At 40.1% G+C, this 17,019-nt stretch carries 15 protein-coding genes; 10 read left to right on the top strand and 5 right to left on the bottom strand.

The window, feature by feature from the left end; genetic code table 11:
- Positions 1–119 precede the first annotated feature (119 nt).
- Together NPUN_RS09490 and cobA (NPUN_RS09485) are read left to right on the top strand one after the other, a co-directional pair.
- Positions 120–881, top strand: a complete 762-nt coding sequence (locus NPUN_RS09490; protein WP_012408546.1) for a sirohydrochlorin chelatase — start codon at positions 120–122, stop codon at positions 879–881.
- Positions 878–1,657, top strand: coding sequence for a uroporphyrinogen-III C-methyltransferase (cobA, locus tag NPUN_RS09485; protein ID WP_012408545.1), 780 nt, complete (start codon positions 878–880; stop codon positions 1,655–1,657). Before NPUN_RS09490 ends, cobA (NPUN_RS09485) begins: the two co-directional genes overlap by 4 nt.
- A 30-nt stretch (positions 1,658–1,687) precedes the next feature.
- Here cobA (NPUN_RS09485) and NPUN_RS09480 read toward each other — a convergent pair whose 3' ends face one another.
- Both NPUN_RS09480 and NPUN_RS09475 read right to left on the bottom strand, forming a co-directional pair.
- On the bottom strand, positions 1,688–2,308 hold the full coding sequence (locus tag NPUN_RS09480; RefSeq protein ID WP_012408544.1) for a hypothetical protein: 621 nt from the start codon (positions 2,306–2,308) through the stop codon (positions 1,688–1,690).
- 198 nt (positions 2,309–2,506) lie between these two features.
- On the bottom strand, positions 2,507–3,403 hold the full coding sequence (locus tag NPUN_RS09475) for a transposase (RefSeq protein ID WP_234710955.1): 897 nt from the start codon (positions 3,401–3,403) through the stop codon (positions 2,507–2,509).
- A 338-nt stretch (positions 3,404–3,741) separates the two neighbouring features.
- Here NPUN_RS09475 and NPUN_RS09470 point away from each other — a divergent pair, with 338 nt between their 5' ends.
- From NPUN_RS09470 to NPUN_RS09440, 7 genes are all read left to right on the top strand, one after another.
- A complete protein-coding gene (locus NPUN_RS09470; protein WP_012408543.1) occupies positions 3,742–4,710 on the top strand; it encodes a homogentisate phytyltransferase in 969 nt (322 codons plus the stop codon).
- Between the two features lie 3 nt (positions 4,711–4,713).
- Entirely contained in the window at positions 4,714–5,187 is a 474-nt protein-coding gene (locus tag NPUN_RS09465) for a tetratricopeptide repeat protein (RefSeq protein ID WP_012408542.1), read from the top strand.
- 557 nt (positions 5,188–5,744) lie between these two features.
- Positions 5,745–7,886: a hybrid sensor histidine kinase/response regulator gene (locus NPUN_RS09460; protein ID WP_012408541.1), complete on the top strand. Its 2,142-nt coding sequence runs from the start codon at positions 5,745–5,747 to the stop codon at positions 7,884–7,886.
- A gap of 181 nt (positions 7,887–8,067) precedes the next feature.
- Entirely contained in the window at positions 8,068–9,297 is a 1,230-nt protein-coding gene (locus NPUN_RS09455; RefSeq protein ID WP_012408540.1) for a tetratricopeptide repeat protein, read from the top strand.
- 168 nt (positions 9,298–9,465) lie between these two features.
- On the top strand, positions 9,466–11,055 hold the full coding sequence (cobA, locus tag NPUN_RS09450; RefSeq protein ID WP_012408539.1) for a uroporphyrinogen-III C-methyltransferase: 1,590 nt from the start codon (positions 9,466–9,468) through the stop codon (positions 11,053–11,055).
- Positions 11,056–11,082: 27 nt separating this feature from the next.
- The gene (gene coaE, locus NPUN_RS09445; protein WP_012408538.1) at positions 11,083–11,679 is read left to right on the top strand and encodes a dephospho-CoA kinase; all 597 of its coding nucleotides are present in this window, start codon (positions 11,083–11,085) and stop codon (positions 11,677–11,679) included.
- Positions 11,680–12,179: 500 nt separating this feature from the next.
- Positions 12,180–12,506: a hypothetical protein gene (locus tag NPUN_RS09440; protein ID WP_012408537.1), complete on the top strand. Its 327-nt coding sequence runs from the start codon at positions 12,180–12,182 to the stop codon at positions 12,504–12,506.
- 379 nt (positions 12,507–12,885) lie between these two features.
- On the opposite strand, the gene NPUN_RS09435 is transcribed toward NPUN_RS09440, so the two are convergent.
- The 3 genes from NPUN_RS09435 to NPUN_RS09425 form a co-directional block, all read right to left on the bottom strand.
- The gene (locus NPUN_RS09435) at positions 12,886–14,241 is read right to left on the bottom strand and encodes an aromatic ring-hydroxylating dioxygenase subunit alpha (RefSeq protein WP_012408536.1); all 1,356 of its coding nucleotides are present in this window, start codon (positions 14,239–14,241) and stop codon (positions 12,886–12,888) included.
- Positions 14,242–14,484: 243 nt separating this feature from the next.
- Positions 14,485–15,093, bottom strand: coding sequence for a nucleotidyltransferase family protein (locus NPUN_RS09430; RefSeq protein ID WP_012408535.1), 609 nt, complete (start codon positions 15,091–15,093; stop codon positions 14,485–14,487).
- Between the two features lie 540 nt (positions 15,094–15,633).
- Positions 15,634–16,083 carry a protein tyrosine phosphatase family protein gene (locus NPUN_RS09425; RefSeq protein WP_012408534.1) on the bottom strand — a complete coding sequence of 150 codons (450 nt, stop codon included), beginning with the start codon at positions 16,081–16,083 and terminating at the stop codon, positions 15,634–15,636.
- Positions 16,084–16,248: 165 nt separating this feature from the next.
- Between NPUN_RS09425 and NPUN_RS09420 the strand changes: the two genes are divergently transcribed.
- Positions 16,249–16,989 (top strand): hypothetical protein, encoded by a 741-nt coding sequence (locus NPUN_RS09420; protein ID WP_012408533.1) that lies wholly within the window; start codon positions 16,249–16,251, stop codon positions 16,987–16,989.
- The last annotated feature ends 30 nt before the right edge of the window (positions 16,990–17,019 follow it).

Below are 17,019 nucleotides of genomic sequence, written 5' to 3'. Positions count from 1 at the left end.
TTAGAATACTTGTATTTAGTAATTTATAATAGTTTCAATAATCACCAGAGTAATTATTACCACCAGCTTAATATTAAGTAAAATATGAACATTAGTCACTGAGAGTTCAAGCTTTGCCGATGTCATCTGCCTATTTGCTAGTATCTCACGGAAGTCGCGATCCGCGCCCAGAAGTTGCTATGCAGCAACTAGCAAAGCTGGTATGCAATAAATTACCAAACAACTACAACCCATCAAGTAGTGAACATTTGGTTGGCATAGCTGCTTTAGAAATGAGTCCTCAACCTTTACATGAGCAGATTCAAAAATTTGCCAAGAGCGCTTTTGGCGATGCCTGGGTTGGGCTACACAAACCATCTCAAAACGAGAATCACCTCAAAATTGTACCGCTATTTCTGTTGCCGGGAGTACATGTTATGACAGATATTCCCGCCGAAGTAGCGCTAGCGCAACAGGCTATTGGTCAAGATATCATGATTGAGTTGCAGCCACATTTAGGTTCTCACCCCAATTTAGAGAAATTACTGGCCAAGCAAATATCTACTATTAAAGCAGAAGCATGGATTCTCTTAGCTCATGGTAGCCGTCGCCCAGGTTCCAAAGAAACTGTGGAAGCAATGGCGGCGAGTTTATCAGCAGTGGCTGCTTATTGGGCTGGGCCTCCTAGTTTAGAATCACGGGTGAAAGAGTTAGTAGCCGCTGGTTATCGGGAAATTGCAATTTTGCCATACTTTTTATTCGCAGGTGGAATAACTGATGCGATCGCGGCCTCCATAGAGGAGCTAAAATTACAATTTTCTGCGGTGAATTTCCAGTTGGCGCAGCCACTGGGAGCAAGTGCAGAATTAGCCGAGCTAATTTGGGATTTAACGGATAGATGAACCGCACAGAAAAACAGGAGAACGAGTATTTGGGAAAGGTTTATTTAGTAGGTGCGGGGCCAGGAGATCCAGGATTATTAACCCTGAAGGCGAAAGGTTTGTTGGAATGTGCAGATGTAGTTATCTATGATGCCTTAGTGAGTCCGGCAATTCTGGCAATGATTAATCCCCAAGCTGAACAAATTAATGCTGGTAAGCGTAGGGGGAAACATTCCCTGTTCCAGGAAGAAACAACTCAATTGCTGATAGATAAAGCGCAGGATCGTGCAATTGTAGTGCGGTTAAAGGGTGGCGATCCGTTTATCTTTGGTCGCGGTGGCGAAGAGATGGAAGAATTAGTCAACGCTGGTATATCAACTGAAGTTGTGCCCGGTATCACATCGGGTATTGCAGCCGCAGCTTATGCAGGTATTCCATTGACTCATCGGCTGTATAGCTCATCAGTGACATTTGTAACTGGTCATGAAGCTGCGGGTAAGTATAAACCGAAAGTGAATTGGAATGCGATCGCACACGGTTCCGAAACCATTGTAATCTATATGGGAATTCACAATCTGCCTTATATTGTGGAACAGTTAAGTGCAGCTGGGTTGGATGTAGAAACGCCTATTGCTTTGGTGCGCTGGGGTACGCGCCCAGAACAAGAAGAATTGATTGGAACCTTAAAGACAATTGTAGAACAGGTAGAGCAAACTGGATTTGGTGCGCCTGCGATCGCAGTCATTGGACAAGTAGTAAATATGCACAGTATTTTGTCTAGTTGTCGTCCAGTTTGATGGCTGGCGCAAAGGTGAAATGAAGTGTTTTTAAGTTTCTCGAATCCAAAATGCCAATCCTCCTCCACGGCCGCGAGCTGCAATGAAATCTTTCGTCACTAAAAAGAAGGCAAAGAAGGGTAATTGAGCTATGGGCTGGTTGTAGAAATCTTCTGTTTGAACTTTACCAGAACGAATTGGTCTGTTATAAACAACACGACCAAACAGGCTGATAAGCATCTGGTTAAAATCAAACGCCAATAAATTTTTCTTACCTGTATATTGCACTGGCCCCGTGAGCTTCAATAAAAGTTGTCCCAATTCAACTTGATTACAAATTTCGCCTCTGTCTGAATCCTGTTCTAAAGTGGCATCAAATGAAACATGGATTTTTATAAACTTGGGTACATACAAACCCTTGCCTAATACAATTCCTCCATGTTCTCTGGCTTTCTTAGTGCCAGTGGCAAAGCAAAGTTCCCATTTACCTAGAAGAGACTCAAAGGGATAAGTTAACCGTTGCTGCTTGGCAGATTTTTCTGCTTGTAGCAACGCATTTACTAATATTTCAGTATTAGGGCGTGTATCTTTCTGTCGTCGATATGCGGCCGCAGCCTGTGATAGTACGGTAACAAAATCAAATTTGGCTACAGGTGTCAAATTAGCTGTCATAATTTAACTATTTCTTTGCTTTTTTGATAGATTGTAACGTTATAAGGAGTAGAGAGTGGAGAATCGAGAAGAAGTATTTTTATAATCGGTTGTTAGATTTTTCGCGATTGAGAGCCTTCCATAAGGTAGGTTAATTATTAGAGTTGTCGGGAAATAAAAGATAAGTGAGGCAATGCTGGTCTTGTAATTGGGATTCTCTTAAGCAGCCATCAAGTAGAAGTTCCATAATCCTGCTGCGGTCAGCATCAAATGGTCATCAAAGTTTTCAATCCGATTACGATAAATGACACTGGCGGCGTTGTAGCGCTTCACACCAGCAAAGGCATTTTCGCAAACTACACGGGATTGACTCAATTGACGATTCTCCGTTTTTTGAAGGTCACTTAACTTGCCCCCTTTGGGCTTTTTGTGAGGAAGATGGAGATTGTCATACTGCTTCTGTAATCCCTGAAAGCCCGAGTCTACTTCAATCGGAATTTCATCAGGCACACTACCTGCAATGTCATCTTCGTCATGAAAACGTTTGTCATGCAGTTTGCCTTCTCGTGCTTTGCTTAAGATCAAGACCCGTTTGGTTTCATCAACTGCCGCCAAGTGTTTACGCGTATGACGTTTCTTTTTACCGGAGTAATTCTGTTGTTGTTGTTCTCTTTCTTGAGGTCGCGCAATTGGGCGTTCTGTCCCATCAATCATCACTCGTTGCACTCCTGGAAAGCGTGACAAAAATGCTTCAATGCTTTCGAGATGGCGTTCCGGCAGCGCCATCTTCTGTCCCAAAGCCGCTTCTAATATTGGCTGCAATCGATGCATCCACTCATGTGCCTGGGAGCGATGCATATCAAAGAGCAGTCCCGCCACATCGAAGGTCGGATAACATTTGAAATAGAAAAGGATGAAAAACAATTTGTCTTGGGCTGTAAGTAAGCGGGCTTTGCGTCCTCCACCCAGGCCACGTTGACGAGGCTTGGCCTGTTGAGTATCTAGGTACATCGTGGTAAACGTGGGCAAAAGGGCATCAAATGCTTTCCGGTTCAACCCAGTTAATGCCCTCAACAGTCGGTCTTGCTTCAGCGCACCTTCAATATTCAGCATCATTCTTCCCTACCACTGCTGTCTATTCTCTCTTATTTCCCGACAAGTCTATTACTCCCCTCGGTGGAACTGGTTTTTGGTAGGGTTACGCACAGATGTGCCCACTGCTACCTCCCCTACGAAAGCTCTTGTTAATGACCAAATTCTGTGACAATGGTTAACAATCTGACAATTCATGAAATATGGAAAAGTTAACGCGGAACCTAACCCTCCAATTTTTGTAGGGAATGGGGAAAATTCAAAGCCTCTCAAGAGGAAGAGAGAGGAATGAAAGTGAGGTTTTCCAAATTTTGTGAAAAGTCAGAGTTAACAATAAGCCGGAATCTGAATTTAAGGTACTCATGAGCCAGAGTTCTCAAAACAGCCCTTTGCCACGCAAACCTGTTCAATCATATTTCCATTGGTTATACGCTTTCTGGAAATTCTCTCGCCCTCACACGATTATTGGTACAAGTCTGAGTGTGTTGAGTTTGTATTTAATTGCTATTGCCATTAGTAATAATACCGCTTCTTTATTCACTACTCCCGGCTCCCTAAGCCCTCTCTTCGGCGCATGGATTGCTTGTCTATGTGGCAATGTTTACATTGTAGGGCTGAATCAATTAGAAGATGTTGATATTGACAAGATTAATAAACCTCATTTACCGTTGGCATCAGGTGAGTTTTCTCAACAGACGGGACAATTAATTGTTGCATCTACTGGGATTTTGGCACTAGTTATGGCGTGGCTAACTGGGCCATTCTTGTTTGGCATGGTAACAATTAGTTTGGCCATTGGTACTGCTTATTCTTTACCGCCAATTCGCTTAAAACAGTTTCCCTTTTGGGCAGCGCTGTGTATTTTTTCGGTACGCGGCACGATTGTTAATTTAGGATTGTATTTGCACTATAGTTGGGCGCTGAAACAAAGCCAAACAATTCCGCCTGTGGTGTGGGTGCTGACATTGTTTATTTTGGTGTTTACCTTTGCGATCGCAATCTTTAAAGATATCCCAGATATAGAAGGCGATCGCCTCTACAATATTACTACTTTCACGATTAAACTAGGGTCCCAAGCTGTGTTTAATCTAGCTCTTTGGGTGATAACTGTCTGTTATCTAGGGATAATTCTGGTAGGAGTGCTACGCATCGCTTCAGTTAACCCCATTTTTCTGATAACTGCTCATTTGGCGCTGTTGGTTTGGATGTGGTGGCGGAGTTTGGCGGTAGACTTACAAGATAAAAGTGCGATCGCTCAATTCTACCAATTTATCTGGAAACTCTTTTTTATAGAATATCTAATTTTTCCTATCGCCTGCTTTTTGGCTTAGACAATGCTAGAAACCTTTCCTACCAGTTCTATTATCGCTGCGATCGCAGTTATTTTGAGTTTGTCGATTTTAGGCTATTTCGCTTGGAAAACTTTGATTACCTCAGACTTGTTTCAAAAAGGAATCAATCTTGCCCAAGCAAAAGATTACCAAGGTGCAGAAGCAGCATTTCGCAAAGTGATTTCTCTCAACTCTACTAATGATGTAGTGCGCTTGTTTTTGGGAGATGTTTTAAACCAGCAAGGCCAAGTAGAGGAAGCAACAGAATTATTCCGGGAAGTTATTCGCCGCAGTCCAAAAAATCCCGATGCTTACTTGCGTCTGGCGAATATTCTTATGCAGCAAGAGCGAGAAGAAGAAGCTAAAGCTAACCTGCTACAAGCTAAAGATTTATTGCAAAAACAACGCCAACCCGAAAAAGCTAACAAAATCACTCAGGTGTTAGATAAAATGAGTATTAAGTCAAGTCAATCTTAAGTTGAGTGAGAATTGCAAAAATTAAATTTTCTTGTTGCATCTCCTAATTTTTTTACCATTCCCATCATTATTCTGGTGAGAATGGTTTTATTTTGGAATTATCAGTGTTTTTTGTAATTATGTCCGCAAGTTTCGTAAGTTTGATCGTTCCCTTCATAGCCCTTAGAATTACACAGGACTAAATACGGTTCGGTTAAGTTTTAATCTTTTGAAGATACCCCCAAACCCTCTTTTTAAAGGGGACTTTTAACCCTCATTTACGCCTTTTTTAAGGGGGTTGCCGCAGGCGGGGGGATCTTAACCGAACCTTATTGACACAGGACTTAGGCAAACAATAGCCGAAACCCTAATTTTCATCAAGTAGGAGCAATACTCTGCGGTTACACTCCGTTGAAGAATTTATAGAGTAGCTGCTCCACGTCTCTGCGGTTCGTACCCTCATTCTCTTATTCCTATTTTCTAGACAAGATAAAAGTCAATTTCAAACATGCAAACAAATTTGGCTAATTAAAGGCATTTAGTAGTAGATTTTATAGATTTAAAATAATCCAGGATTTATGTCAGAAATTATATCAGAGTTTTGGACTAATTTTTTTACATCAGGATCGTTTATTCCACATGGACATTGCTATCTATGGCAAACGAATTTAGTTTGGTTACACATCTTATCTGACGCATTTATTGCACTAGCTTATTATTCGATTCCAGCTACACTATTTTACTTTGTCCGTAAGCGGCAGGATTTACCCTTTGATTGGATATTTTTGCTGTTTAGTGCATTTATTGTGGCTTGCGGCACCACTCATTTAATAGAGATTTGGACACTTTGGCATCCCACTTATTGGGTATCAGGGTTTGTCAAAGCAGTAACTGCCATGATATCTGTAATTACAGCAGTACAACTTGTGTCTTTAGTTCCGCAAGCATTAGCACTTCCTAGCCCTGCTCAAATAGAACAAGCAAATCAAGAACTTCAAACACAAATAGCCGAACGCTTACGGATAGAAAAGGTACTGCGAAAATACCAGAATCATCTAGAAGAAATGGTTGCTATTCGCACCAATGAAATTACCAAAACCAACGAACAATTACAACAAGAAATCCTTGAACGCCAACGAATTTTAGAAGTTCTCCGACAAAGTGAAGAACGTTACCGTTATCTAGCTGAGGCAATTCCTCAACTTGTATGGACAACTAATGCTAACGGCGAATGTGATTTTTTTAATCAAAATTGGTGCGAATATACTGGGTTAACATTAGAGCAGTCCTTGGGTTCTGGTTGGTTAGCTGCATTGCATCCAGATGATATCCAAAATGCAGATCAAATATGGTCTAATGCCGTAAAAAATAGCACTACATATAACAATGAATATCGCTTCAAACGCGCTTCTGATGGTTCCTATCGTTGGCAGCTAGCGCGAGGTTTACCACTCAAAGATGAGCAAGGTATTGTAGTTAAGTGGTTTGGAACATGTACGGATATCCACGAACAAAAACAAATACTTGAAGAACGAGCGCACTTATTGGAATTAGAACAAATAGCACGAGCTAAAGCAGAAACAGCCAATCGAATTAAAGATGAATTTCTAGCCATTCTATCTCACGAACTACGCACTCCACTAAATGCAATTCTTGGCTGGTCAAAGTTATTACAAAGTCGGAGGTTAGACCAAGAAAAAACATCGCAAGCACTAGCCACAATCGAGAAGAATGCCAATTTACAAGTTCAACTCATCGAAGACTTGCTAGATATCTCCAGAATTTTACAGGGCAAACTGACACTGGATATTACGAAGATTAACCTAAAGTCTACGATATTGTCGGCACTAGAAACAATGCGTTTAGCGGCAGAAACAAAGTTAATTGAAGTGAGTACAGTATTTGAACCGAATGTCGGACAAGTTATGGGCGACTCGACTCGTTTGCAACAAGTCGTCTGGAATCTCCTTTCTAACGCTCTCAAATTTACACCCAAGGGAGGAAAAATAGAAGTGCGATTAGAGCAAGCCGATGGTTATGCTCAAATTATAGTTAGCGATACAGGTAAAGGAATCAGCCCTGAGTTTTTGCCATTCGTGTTTGATTACTTCCGTCAAGCAGATAGCACCTCTACGAGAAATTTTGGTGGATTAGGATTGGGGTTGGCAATTGTGCGTAATATCGTCGAAATACATGGCGGTATTGTCAAAGCGAAGAGTGAAGGTGAGGATAAAGGGGCAATATTTACTGTTAGTTTGCCGCTTCTGCCAGATGAAAGCCGAAGCCTAACGGATAAACAAAACTCTGCTGTATTCTTAACTTCTAACTCCTTAGCCCTCAGTGGCATCCGCGTTTTAGTTGTAGATGATGATACTGATTCACGAGATTTTATTGCTTTTGTACTAGAGCAAGATGGGGCTTTTGTGATTGCGGTATCTTCCGCTTATGAAGCATTACAAACCCTAGCAGAGATAAAGCCAGATGTGTTGGTTAGCGATATTGGTATGCCTGAGATGGATGGCTATATGTTAATACATCAAGTGAGAACTTTGATACCAGAACAAGGTGGACGAATTCCAGCAATTGCCTTGACTGCTTTTGCCAGAAATGATGACCAGCAAGAAGCCCTAAAAGCTGGGTTTCAAATGCATTTATCCAAGCCTGTTAACCCAGAAGAATTAATTGCAGCCATTACTCGAATTGTCGAAACAAAAGTGTAAACAATTACTTAGTAAACAACTTTTTACTCGTAATAAAGCCTTATATTTTGTATGCAGATGGACAATTATATAAGAATACACTTGTATCAAGTTAGGCTAATAACTTATAATTCCTGCTATAACTACGCCAAAGCTATACAAGTCGATATTATATATAAACCAAGCAGGTAAGGTAATAAAAATGCTGAAAAACAAGAATGTACTGGTAGCAGCTATTATCTGCTTGTGTTTGAGTAATGGGAATACTGCTTTTAGTAAAGATGTTGGCGTTGTTTTATCAAAAATTCCAGGCTCAAATCGAGCAGCACTTCCTGGCAACAAAAATGCAGTTGCTAACTTCGAGGAAGGAAGCAATCTATACAAACAAGGAGATTTCAAAGGAGCAGAGGTGGCTTTTCGGAAAGCGATTGAACTTGAACCCAATTTTGTACAAGCTTATATTGCTTTGGCAAATACTCTCGACGATCAAGGCAAACCCCAAGAAGCGATCGCACATTACAAAAAAGCCATCAGCCTCGATCCTCATGACTCTGGAGCCTACTTTAATTTGGGTTTAACTTTAGCAAGGCTAAATCAGTTAGAACCTGCGATCGCGCAATATAAAAAAGCCCTCAGCCTTGAACCCAACTATGCAGACGCTCACTATAATTTAGGAAATGCTCTCTACACTCAAGGTAAGCTAACCGAAGCAGTCACCGAATATACAGCAGCTATTCGCCTCAAACCCAGTTATGCCCCAACTTACACGCGTCTGGGAAATGCTCTGTACGATCGAGGTGAGCTAGCAGAAGCAGTGACTCAGTACAAAAAATCCATTAGCTTTGATCCAAAATATGCAGACGCTCACTATTACTTAGGAAATGCTTTATACGCTCAAGGAAAGTCAGCTGAAGCGATCGCCGAATATACAGCAGCCATTCGCCTCTCTCCAAAAAATCCCGCAGGTTATAATGCCCTGGGAAATACTCTCTACGCTCAAGGCAAACTAGAAGAAGCGATCGCACAATACAAACAAGCCCTCAACCTTGAACCCAACTATGCAGACGCTCACTATAATTTAGCAAGCGCTTTTTACGCTCAAGGCAAGCTAACTGAAGCAATCACCGACTATACCGAAGCGATTCGCATCGATCCGAAACACGCACAAGCTTACACAGGTTTAGCAAATGCGATGGACGATCAAGGTAAACCCCAAGAAGCGATCGCACATTACAAAAAAGCCATTAGCCTTGTACCCAACGATGCCTTCACTTACTATAATTTGGGCATCACTTTAGGAAGAGAACAACAGCTAGAAGAAGCAATCGTTAATCTCAAAAAAGCCAAAGAGTTATTCCAAGCTGAAGATAACAAGGAAATGGTTGAGCAAGTCGATCAGCTAATCCAAAAAATTAATATTCGAACGAATTGAATTTAGGGAATTGGGAATTCGGAACTTGTACTGAGTTTCGACTGCGCTCAACTACCGCGCAGTCGTAAAGCCTGCGGCATAGCTACGCTTAGGGCGCAGCCTCTCGTAGAGAAGTATGGGGAATTGAGAATTGGGAAGTAATAACGAATAACAAATAACAAATGACAAATGACTAAGATTGAAGAAAGGGGCAAAGTCTACCTTGTAGGTGCTGGGCCTGGAGATGTGGCATATCTGACGGTAAAAGCTTACAATCTCTTAGCTGCTGCTCAGGTTTTAGTCTACGATGCCCTGGTAGATGCTCAATTATTGCAGTGTGTACCACCTAATTGCTTGAAGTTGGATGTTGGGAAACGCGGTGGTAAACCTAGTACAACCCAAACTGAGATTAATAAGTTACTAGTAAAATATTGCCAGCAAGGAAAACAAGTTGTAAGGCTCAAATCAGGCGATCCATTGATTTTTGGGCGTTGCACTTCTGAAATTGAAGCTTTGAAAGCATCTGGTTGTGATTTTGAACTGATACCAGGAATTTCTTCTGCCCTTGCAGCACCCTTGTTTGCAGGAATTCCCCTTACAGATCCGGTGTTGAGTCGTTGTTTTGCAGTGCTTACAGCTCATGAACCAGAGGTTTTAGACTGGGAGGCACTCTCACGCTTGGAGACACTAGTAATTTTGATGGGAGGGCAACATCTGCCAGAGATTGTACATCAACTGGTGCAACACGGGCGATCGCACTTAACACCCATTGCAATCATCCGTTGGGCAGGAACTCCTCGTCAAAAAATTTGGACAGCGCAACTGGGCAATATTTTGGAACAAACCACCGGATTATCACTTTCCCCGGCGGTAATTGTTGTTGGCGAAGTTGTTGGGCTACATAAGTACTTACAACCTGAGAAAATAGATTGTCAGGATTCGACTACAGCCCAAACTCCAATGTTAAACAACCTCTCCGCCTCTCCCGAACCCCTCACTGGTAAAACAATCTTGGTGACACGTTCAGTTGGACAGTCGAGTACATTTAGCGATCGCCTCACCACATTAGGTGCAACAGTCATCGAAATGCCTACCTTAGAAATCGGCCCGCCCTCCAGTTGGGAAGCTTTGGATGATGCGATCGCTCATTTATCTCAGTTCGACTGGTTAATTCTCACTTCTAGCAATGGCATAGATTACTTTTTTGAAAGGTTAATCGCCCAAGGTAAAGATACCCGTGCCTTAGCAGGTGTAAAAATTGCCGTCGTTGGCGAGAAAACAGCCAATAGTCTCAAACAATACTCTCTCCAACCAGATTTTATTCCCCCCAACTTTGTTGCAGATTCTTTAATAGAAAATTTCCCAGAGAAACTGGATGGTAAAAAAGTTTTATTCCCCAGAGTTGAAAGTGGCGGAAGAGAAATTTTGGTTAAGGAATTAACTCTCAAGGGAGCAAAGGTGATAGAAGTTGCCGCATATCAATCCTGTTGTCCTAGTAGTATTCCATCTGGAGCAGAGTTAGCTCTCCAAAACCATAATGTAAATGTAATTACCTTTGCCAGTTCTAAAACTGTGCAATTTTTCTATCAGCTTACTGAAAAGATATTCTCCCAAAATTCTGATGTTAGTCAACTCTTAGAGAACGTTTGTATTGCTTCTATCGGGCCTCAAACCTCTAAAACTTGTCATGATTTATTCGGGCGTGTAGATGTGGAAGCCCAAGAATATACTTTAGATGGTTTAACCCAAGCATTAATAATATGGGCAACAAATTATTAGTATCAAACACGCAATAAGAAATTAAAAATGATAAAACGTATAATCGGCTTAACCGGAGGTATTGCCACAGGCAAAACCACTGTCACCAATTATTTAGCTAGCGCTTATAACCTGCCGATTCTGGATGCAGATATTTATGCGAGAGAGGCAGTATCTTTAGGTTCGCCTATTCTTGGTGCGATCGCTAAACGTTACGGCGAACAAATTTTATTACCAGATGGCAGCCTCAACCGCCAAAAGCTAGGCGAAATTATCTTTAATCGTCAAGATGAACGCAAATGGATAGACAATTTAATTCATCCTGATGTGCGCGATCGCTTTCTCAAAGCAATTGCCCAATCTTCCTTACAAACACTGGTGTTAGTAGTGCCTCTATTATTTGAAGCGGGAATGACTGATTTGGTTACAGAAATTTGGGTAGTGTGTTGTTCTCAAGAGCAACAATTACAAAGATTGATACAACGAAACCATTTAAATACAGAACAGGCACAAGCCAGGATCAATAGCCAAGTATCTATCGAAGAAAAAGTAGCTCGTGCAGATGTAGTTTTAGATAACTCTTCCACCCTAGAAAGACTACTGAAGCAGATAGATGTCGCTCTAAAAACTACAAGTAGGGGCTAGAACTTATTTATATTAAAAAATATACATAGATCGCATTCTCAAGACATAAAAGATTTATAATTTTAGATTATCTAGTCCAGTAAAAAAATCTTATATCTCACCAGCTTTATGTAATAATTCGGTGATTTTACAGTTGAATCTGCGATTGATGATACTGTAAATTTAAATGATTGTTGATAAAAGATATTGTGAAGTAAAATTAAAGGCTAATAATTAAGAATTAAGAAAAATTAATTGTAAATTATTAATCATCTTTTAAAATTACTTTTAATTATCTTTTCGACGAACTGCTTGTAATTTACTTTTGCTAGTTATTGGGTGTAGGCAACTTAATTGGACATTGGGTGATAAATAAATTCCTTTACTAGCTGTCAATGCAGTTGATTCATAACTAGAGTGTCCACCTGTTCGGTTCTGGATTGGTGACTAAATAAATGATTGAGATTCACCTAGAGTCCAGAACTCTTCGTTATAGATTTCTTCTTTGGGAGAACTCACTTATGTCTTTGATCGGGACAGGTATGAACTTAAGTTTTAGTTTTTTAAGCAAGTTAACTCTAGTTAACTTTCCAGTAAGCGAATTAAAGAAGAAAAATAAAATACACGATTATAGCCAACTAGCCTGGGGAAGTGACTACGTATTTGAGCGCCTCAACCAAGGAATGCTCGGATATATGACTGGAGTAGGGAAAGGCGTTAAACCATGCGATCGCATTATTTTACGAGAAGGTTGTGAATCTTATCAATATCAAGTAGAAGAAGTTGATTATTATTCCGATCCATCTGATATGTGGATAGCTTTGCTTAAGCAAGTAAGCATTGACTAAATATTAAACTCAACCAATTACTTCCATTCTATCTCTGAAGATTTGCCTTCTCTTGCTAGAGAATAACAGAAGGCATGTATCTATTTTAAATTGCTCAAAAAATATTTAATACCCATTTACCGTTGACTCTTCACAGGTTCTGGAAAACCTCTCTAAATCTCTCTCCTAGCAGGCTACGGTGGACACACAAGTATTGCCGCATAGGTTTCAACTTTTCTAGCTCCAGAAGTACCCAAATTTTGGGGAACTTGAAATTCCACTTCTTTGGCTAATTTAGAGCTTAGGGCAACGAAACCAAGTTTCAGGTGGAATTTTTAGACTTGTGTGTATACCGTAGCCTTCTAGGAGAGAGACTTTGAATTTCCTCCCATTCAGGATTTTAGTGACGAGTGTAGGAACGCTCAAAGTGAGTTTTGAGTGTCTGAGCCATAGCGGATATTACAATTGCTGTTATAGAAACCGATATTGCTGCTATTCTGATTCTAGAATCATCTGCAAGTATCCCTATAGCAGCTAAAGCGATCGCTACCCCTATACAACTTTGTCTAACTTTATTTGTCACTTGATAAGCTTGATTGCAGGAATGACAAATAATTGTATGTTGCGAAAATCGGTCTAATGTTATCAACTTTTCATCGGACTCGCTATTCCCGACATTTTTTGAGGTGGAATAACCTTGATAAAACGGCAAAGATGACCCAAATTTATCTAGCCACTTGCGATACTCAACCACCAAAGTATCAGATGTTTTCAGAGGTAAATACACTTCTTTGAGATTTTTTTTCAAACGCTCAATTTGCGCTTTTTGTTCAACAACTAATTGCAAATCACCTTCCAAGATTTTGTTTCTTATCAAGATGTGATCTAACCAGGGAGGCATCAGCTTGGTTTTTTGGGGAAAAGAGTTACTATAATTTCTGATGAGAATCCGACATCTATTCTTGCCTAGTGGAATTGAATACAAGGCTGTACCCCAAAATTTACCTTGCTGTACATTAGCAAATTTGTAAAGAATCAAATTCGGAGCAATGAAATCTAATGAAATCCAAGGCAGATTGGGTGTCCGTGTTCGTTGCCACCTTCCCTTAATTCCCTGAATATTGCTTTCAATGACTTCTATGTCTAACGCTTGGGCATCTTCTCGACTTCCAATGATGCCATCATGACTGATTGGAACATGAGCTGGGTCAATAATATTTTCAATAAAATAGCTTTGGTCGTAAGGTAGGTCACGTACATAGTCTAAGTTGAAGCATTCCGGCTTGTTCCAATCTGGTAGTGATGGAATTAGCTCATCAATAGCTGTTTCAGCTTCACCTGCCCACATCCAAATGATACCTTGACGTTCCAAGACTTTAAAGGATGGCACGCAAGCATTTACCGGAATTTTTGCATCGCTTGCTAACTGGGGAATGTGTAGACATTGACCATTATTGCCAAACTGCCAACCGTGGTATGAACATTCTATTTTGCCGTCAATAATTTGTCCATCAGAAAGTCTAGCTGCACGGTGGGAACAACGATCCGTTAAACAGATAAGCTGTCCATTTTGGTCTTTGAACAAAACGAAGGGTTCTTCATATAACGAAAAAGTATAAGGACGATTTGTAGGCAAATCTTGCAGAAAACAGACAGGATACCAAGATTGTCTCCAGTTAAATTCCTGCTGATTTTCAGGTGTTTCAAAGGTAGAAGTTGATGATGTCGCCTGTAGTGTCTCTGTTTCTAATGTCATCGTTTTCTCCAGGTTTATGCCATTTTAACTTTTATAGAAAACTCCTATTTAATTTTTGAACATAAAATTACACATAACGTCTTATTCTTATCCAACAAACGATGTATATAACGTAACAGACACCGAACTGCTGATGAGGAGAAATCTGCGGTTAGAGGAAGTAAGCGTAGTTTATGACCGCAAAGTTTTTCTCACCTAGATGAAGCTGAATATAAAACAACGGAAACGTCTCAGGCTCTGCCCCTAAATTCTGACTTCTGAATTCTTCAACAAAAGCTGCTCGTAATCATCTGGAGTATCTAAGTCGAATACACCTTCTGGGAAAGGAACTGCTAAAACTTCTTGAAGATATTTTTTAATTATATGTCTTGCACCATCTGTACCACTTAGTGTAGTTAGTTTTGCAAAGAAAGTACGGTTAAATAATGCAGGGACACCTAGAGTGTCTGCATATTGTGAAGCAACGATTGGTTTAAGAGTAGTTTCGTGAACTTCAACAAGTTGATTGATGAGTTGAGGTGAAATAAAAGGTTGATCGCATACCATCAAAACAACAGCTTTTGCTTCTTTATTGATTATATTCAGGGCTTCTATGCCAACACGAATAGAGGTACTTATTCCCTCACTTAAAAGTGGATTTTCTACAATATGTACTTGTTCTGAGTTAATCTCTGGTTTGATACGTTCAGCGTATGACCCTAATACAACGATAATTGGATGGCAAACTGAAGCGTTCGCCACTTGAACTACATGCCCAATCAAACTCTGTTCACCGTAACGTAGAAGTTGTTTTGGTGTTCCCATACGAGTTGATGCACCAGCAGCAAGAATAATCAGACCGATATTAGACATTTGATTTTCTCTCCATGAATTGAGCCAAGTCGTGACCTCAGCATTCCACCAGTGCGATCGCTTCTGGTGAATCTGCACCAATATCAAGGACGTTGCAGTTGTCCATTGTAATCGCTTGCATAATTGATAGCGGAGTTTAGCGCTCTTTTATATCTCTGAATAGAGAAAAATAATATGCTGACCTGAATACTTATGGAGAAAAGCTTATAGCTTGTCTAGATAAGCATTCCAGTGATTTGTGCTATTAAGTAGTGAATAGTTTAGGCGATCGCTATATCTTGCAGAGATTGTCCGAATACTTCTTGTAGGTAAAAAAAGCTTAGTCGTTTATGAAATACTTTTTTTGATCTGAATAAGTTAACACGATAACTACTACTGTGGCAATTCTCAAGTAGAAGTTTAGTCAAAGTTTGGGATTAAGGAAGCAAGCTTCTCTTATCAGAGTTAAAACAGTACTAACTTCTCTGGCAAATTTCTGAAACATTACCCAAATGCAATATCACGATCGCCCCAGTGTGACTGATATTTTATTGCAAGTCCCTAGCTTTTCTCTGCTTGCTTGGCAATATACTTCTCAAGCAAGAATTGCTTAAGGTGCGGTTGTTCTAAGTTGAAACCAAGCTCTTGCGCTTTCTGACTAATTTCTTCATAGGTCAGACCTTCGCTAATAGCATTGGAAATCAAGGCAATACCGCCAGCTCTTGCTCCAGCCGCGCAGTGAATTAAAATTGGTTTGGGTAAGTTTTCAATTTCCTGGATTGCTGCCTCTGTTAGCTCTTGATTTGCTTCTGAAGGCTTTAACGGGATATTGGCATATTGCAATCCAGCAGCTTGGGCTTGCTGCTGTTCATCACTGAGAAAACCTGGTTCATCAGGAGAGCGCAGGTTTAGCACCGACTTAAATCCCTCTTGGGCTGCCTGTTTTAACTCTTCAGGAGTTGGTTGTCCAGCAGCGCTCAAGTCTTCACTAACTTTTTTAGTGTTGCTCATAAAATACACTAGTTAGATAAGCTTAATGTAGTATATTAGCAATTTCGTTCAAAAATCTAGGGTTTTCCTGAATCAAGATTCTGTAATAGTTGGCTCAGATCATTTATCTATATGAGATAATTTCCTATTAATGATTTTATTCCGCACAAAGGAAATTAGCTCAGTATGCGTATGCAGCAAAAAGCATCAGATTTTAACATAGAGTTACCAATTCATCTGTGTGCTAAAACAATTGCTCGACGTTTAATGGCAGCAGTTATTTGCCTCACCTTAGCAGGCGCTCTAAGTGCCTACTTCTGGTTCACGGAGTTTTCCTTCCCAGCTAGCAAATGGTTTTACGAACTATTTAGCTTAGATGAAGAATTGAATATTCCTGCCTGGTATTCTGCATTTTCTCTATTATTTTGTTCGGGATTACTTAAAGCAATTACCGCTATTAATTCGGAAGATCGCTATTTCTCTGGCTGGAAAACCTTATATTTTATATTTATATATTTGAGTTTGGATGAAGCATTTAGTTTTCACGAGCTTTTGATAATTCCGTCAGTGCGAGAATCGTTTCATCTCAATCCTATATTTTTCCAAACCTGGGTGATACCTGGTGCTATTTTAGTGGGAATTTTTGCATTTAAATATCTAAAATTTTGGCTTTATCTCCCTTACAAAACTAGGTATTTATTTCTGATTTCCGCTGTTGTTTATGTGAGTGGAACTTTAGGTATGGAAATGGTAGGTGGATTTTTGAGAGAAGATTTTGGGCGACGCAGCCTAATAACGTTAATTGGTATAGTCGTTGAAGAATTTTTAGAAATGACTGGAATTGTGATTTTTACTTATGCGCTGCTAGCTTACCTTAGCAGTTTGAGAGAAAGCCTTCAAATTAAAATTTATATATCTGAAAATTAATTTAAACAATTCGTAATTCGTAATAACGCT

Source organism: Nostoc punctiforme PCC 73102 (genome assembly GCF_000020025.1).
In the GTDB taxonomy this organism is placed as follows: domain Bacteria; phylum Cyanobacteriota; class Cyanobacteriia; order Cyanobacteriales; family Nostocaceae; genus Nostoc; species Nostoc punctiforme.
Note: the sequence above shows the minus strand (reverse complement) of the source record. Positions and strands in the feature narration are given on the sequence as shown.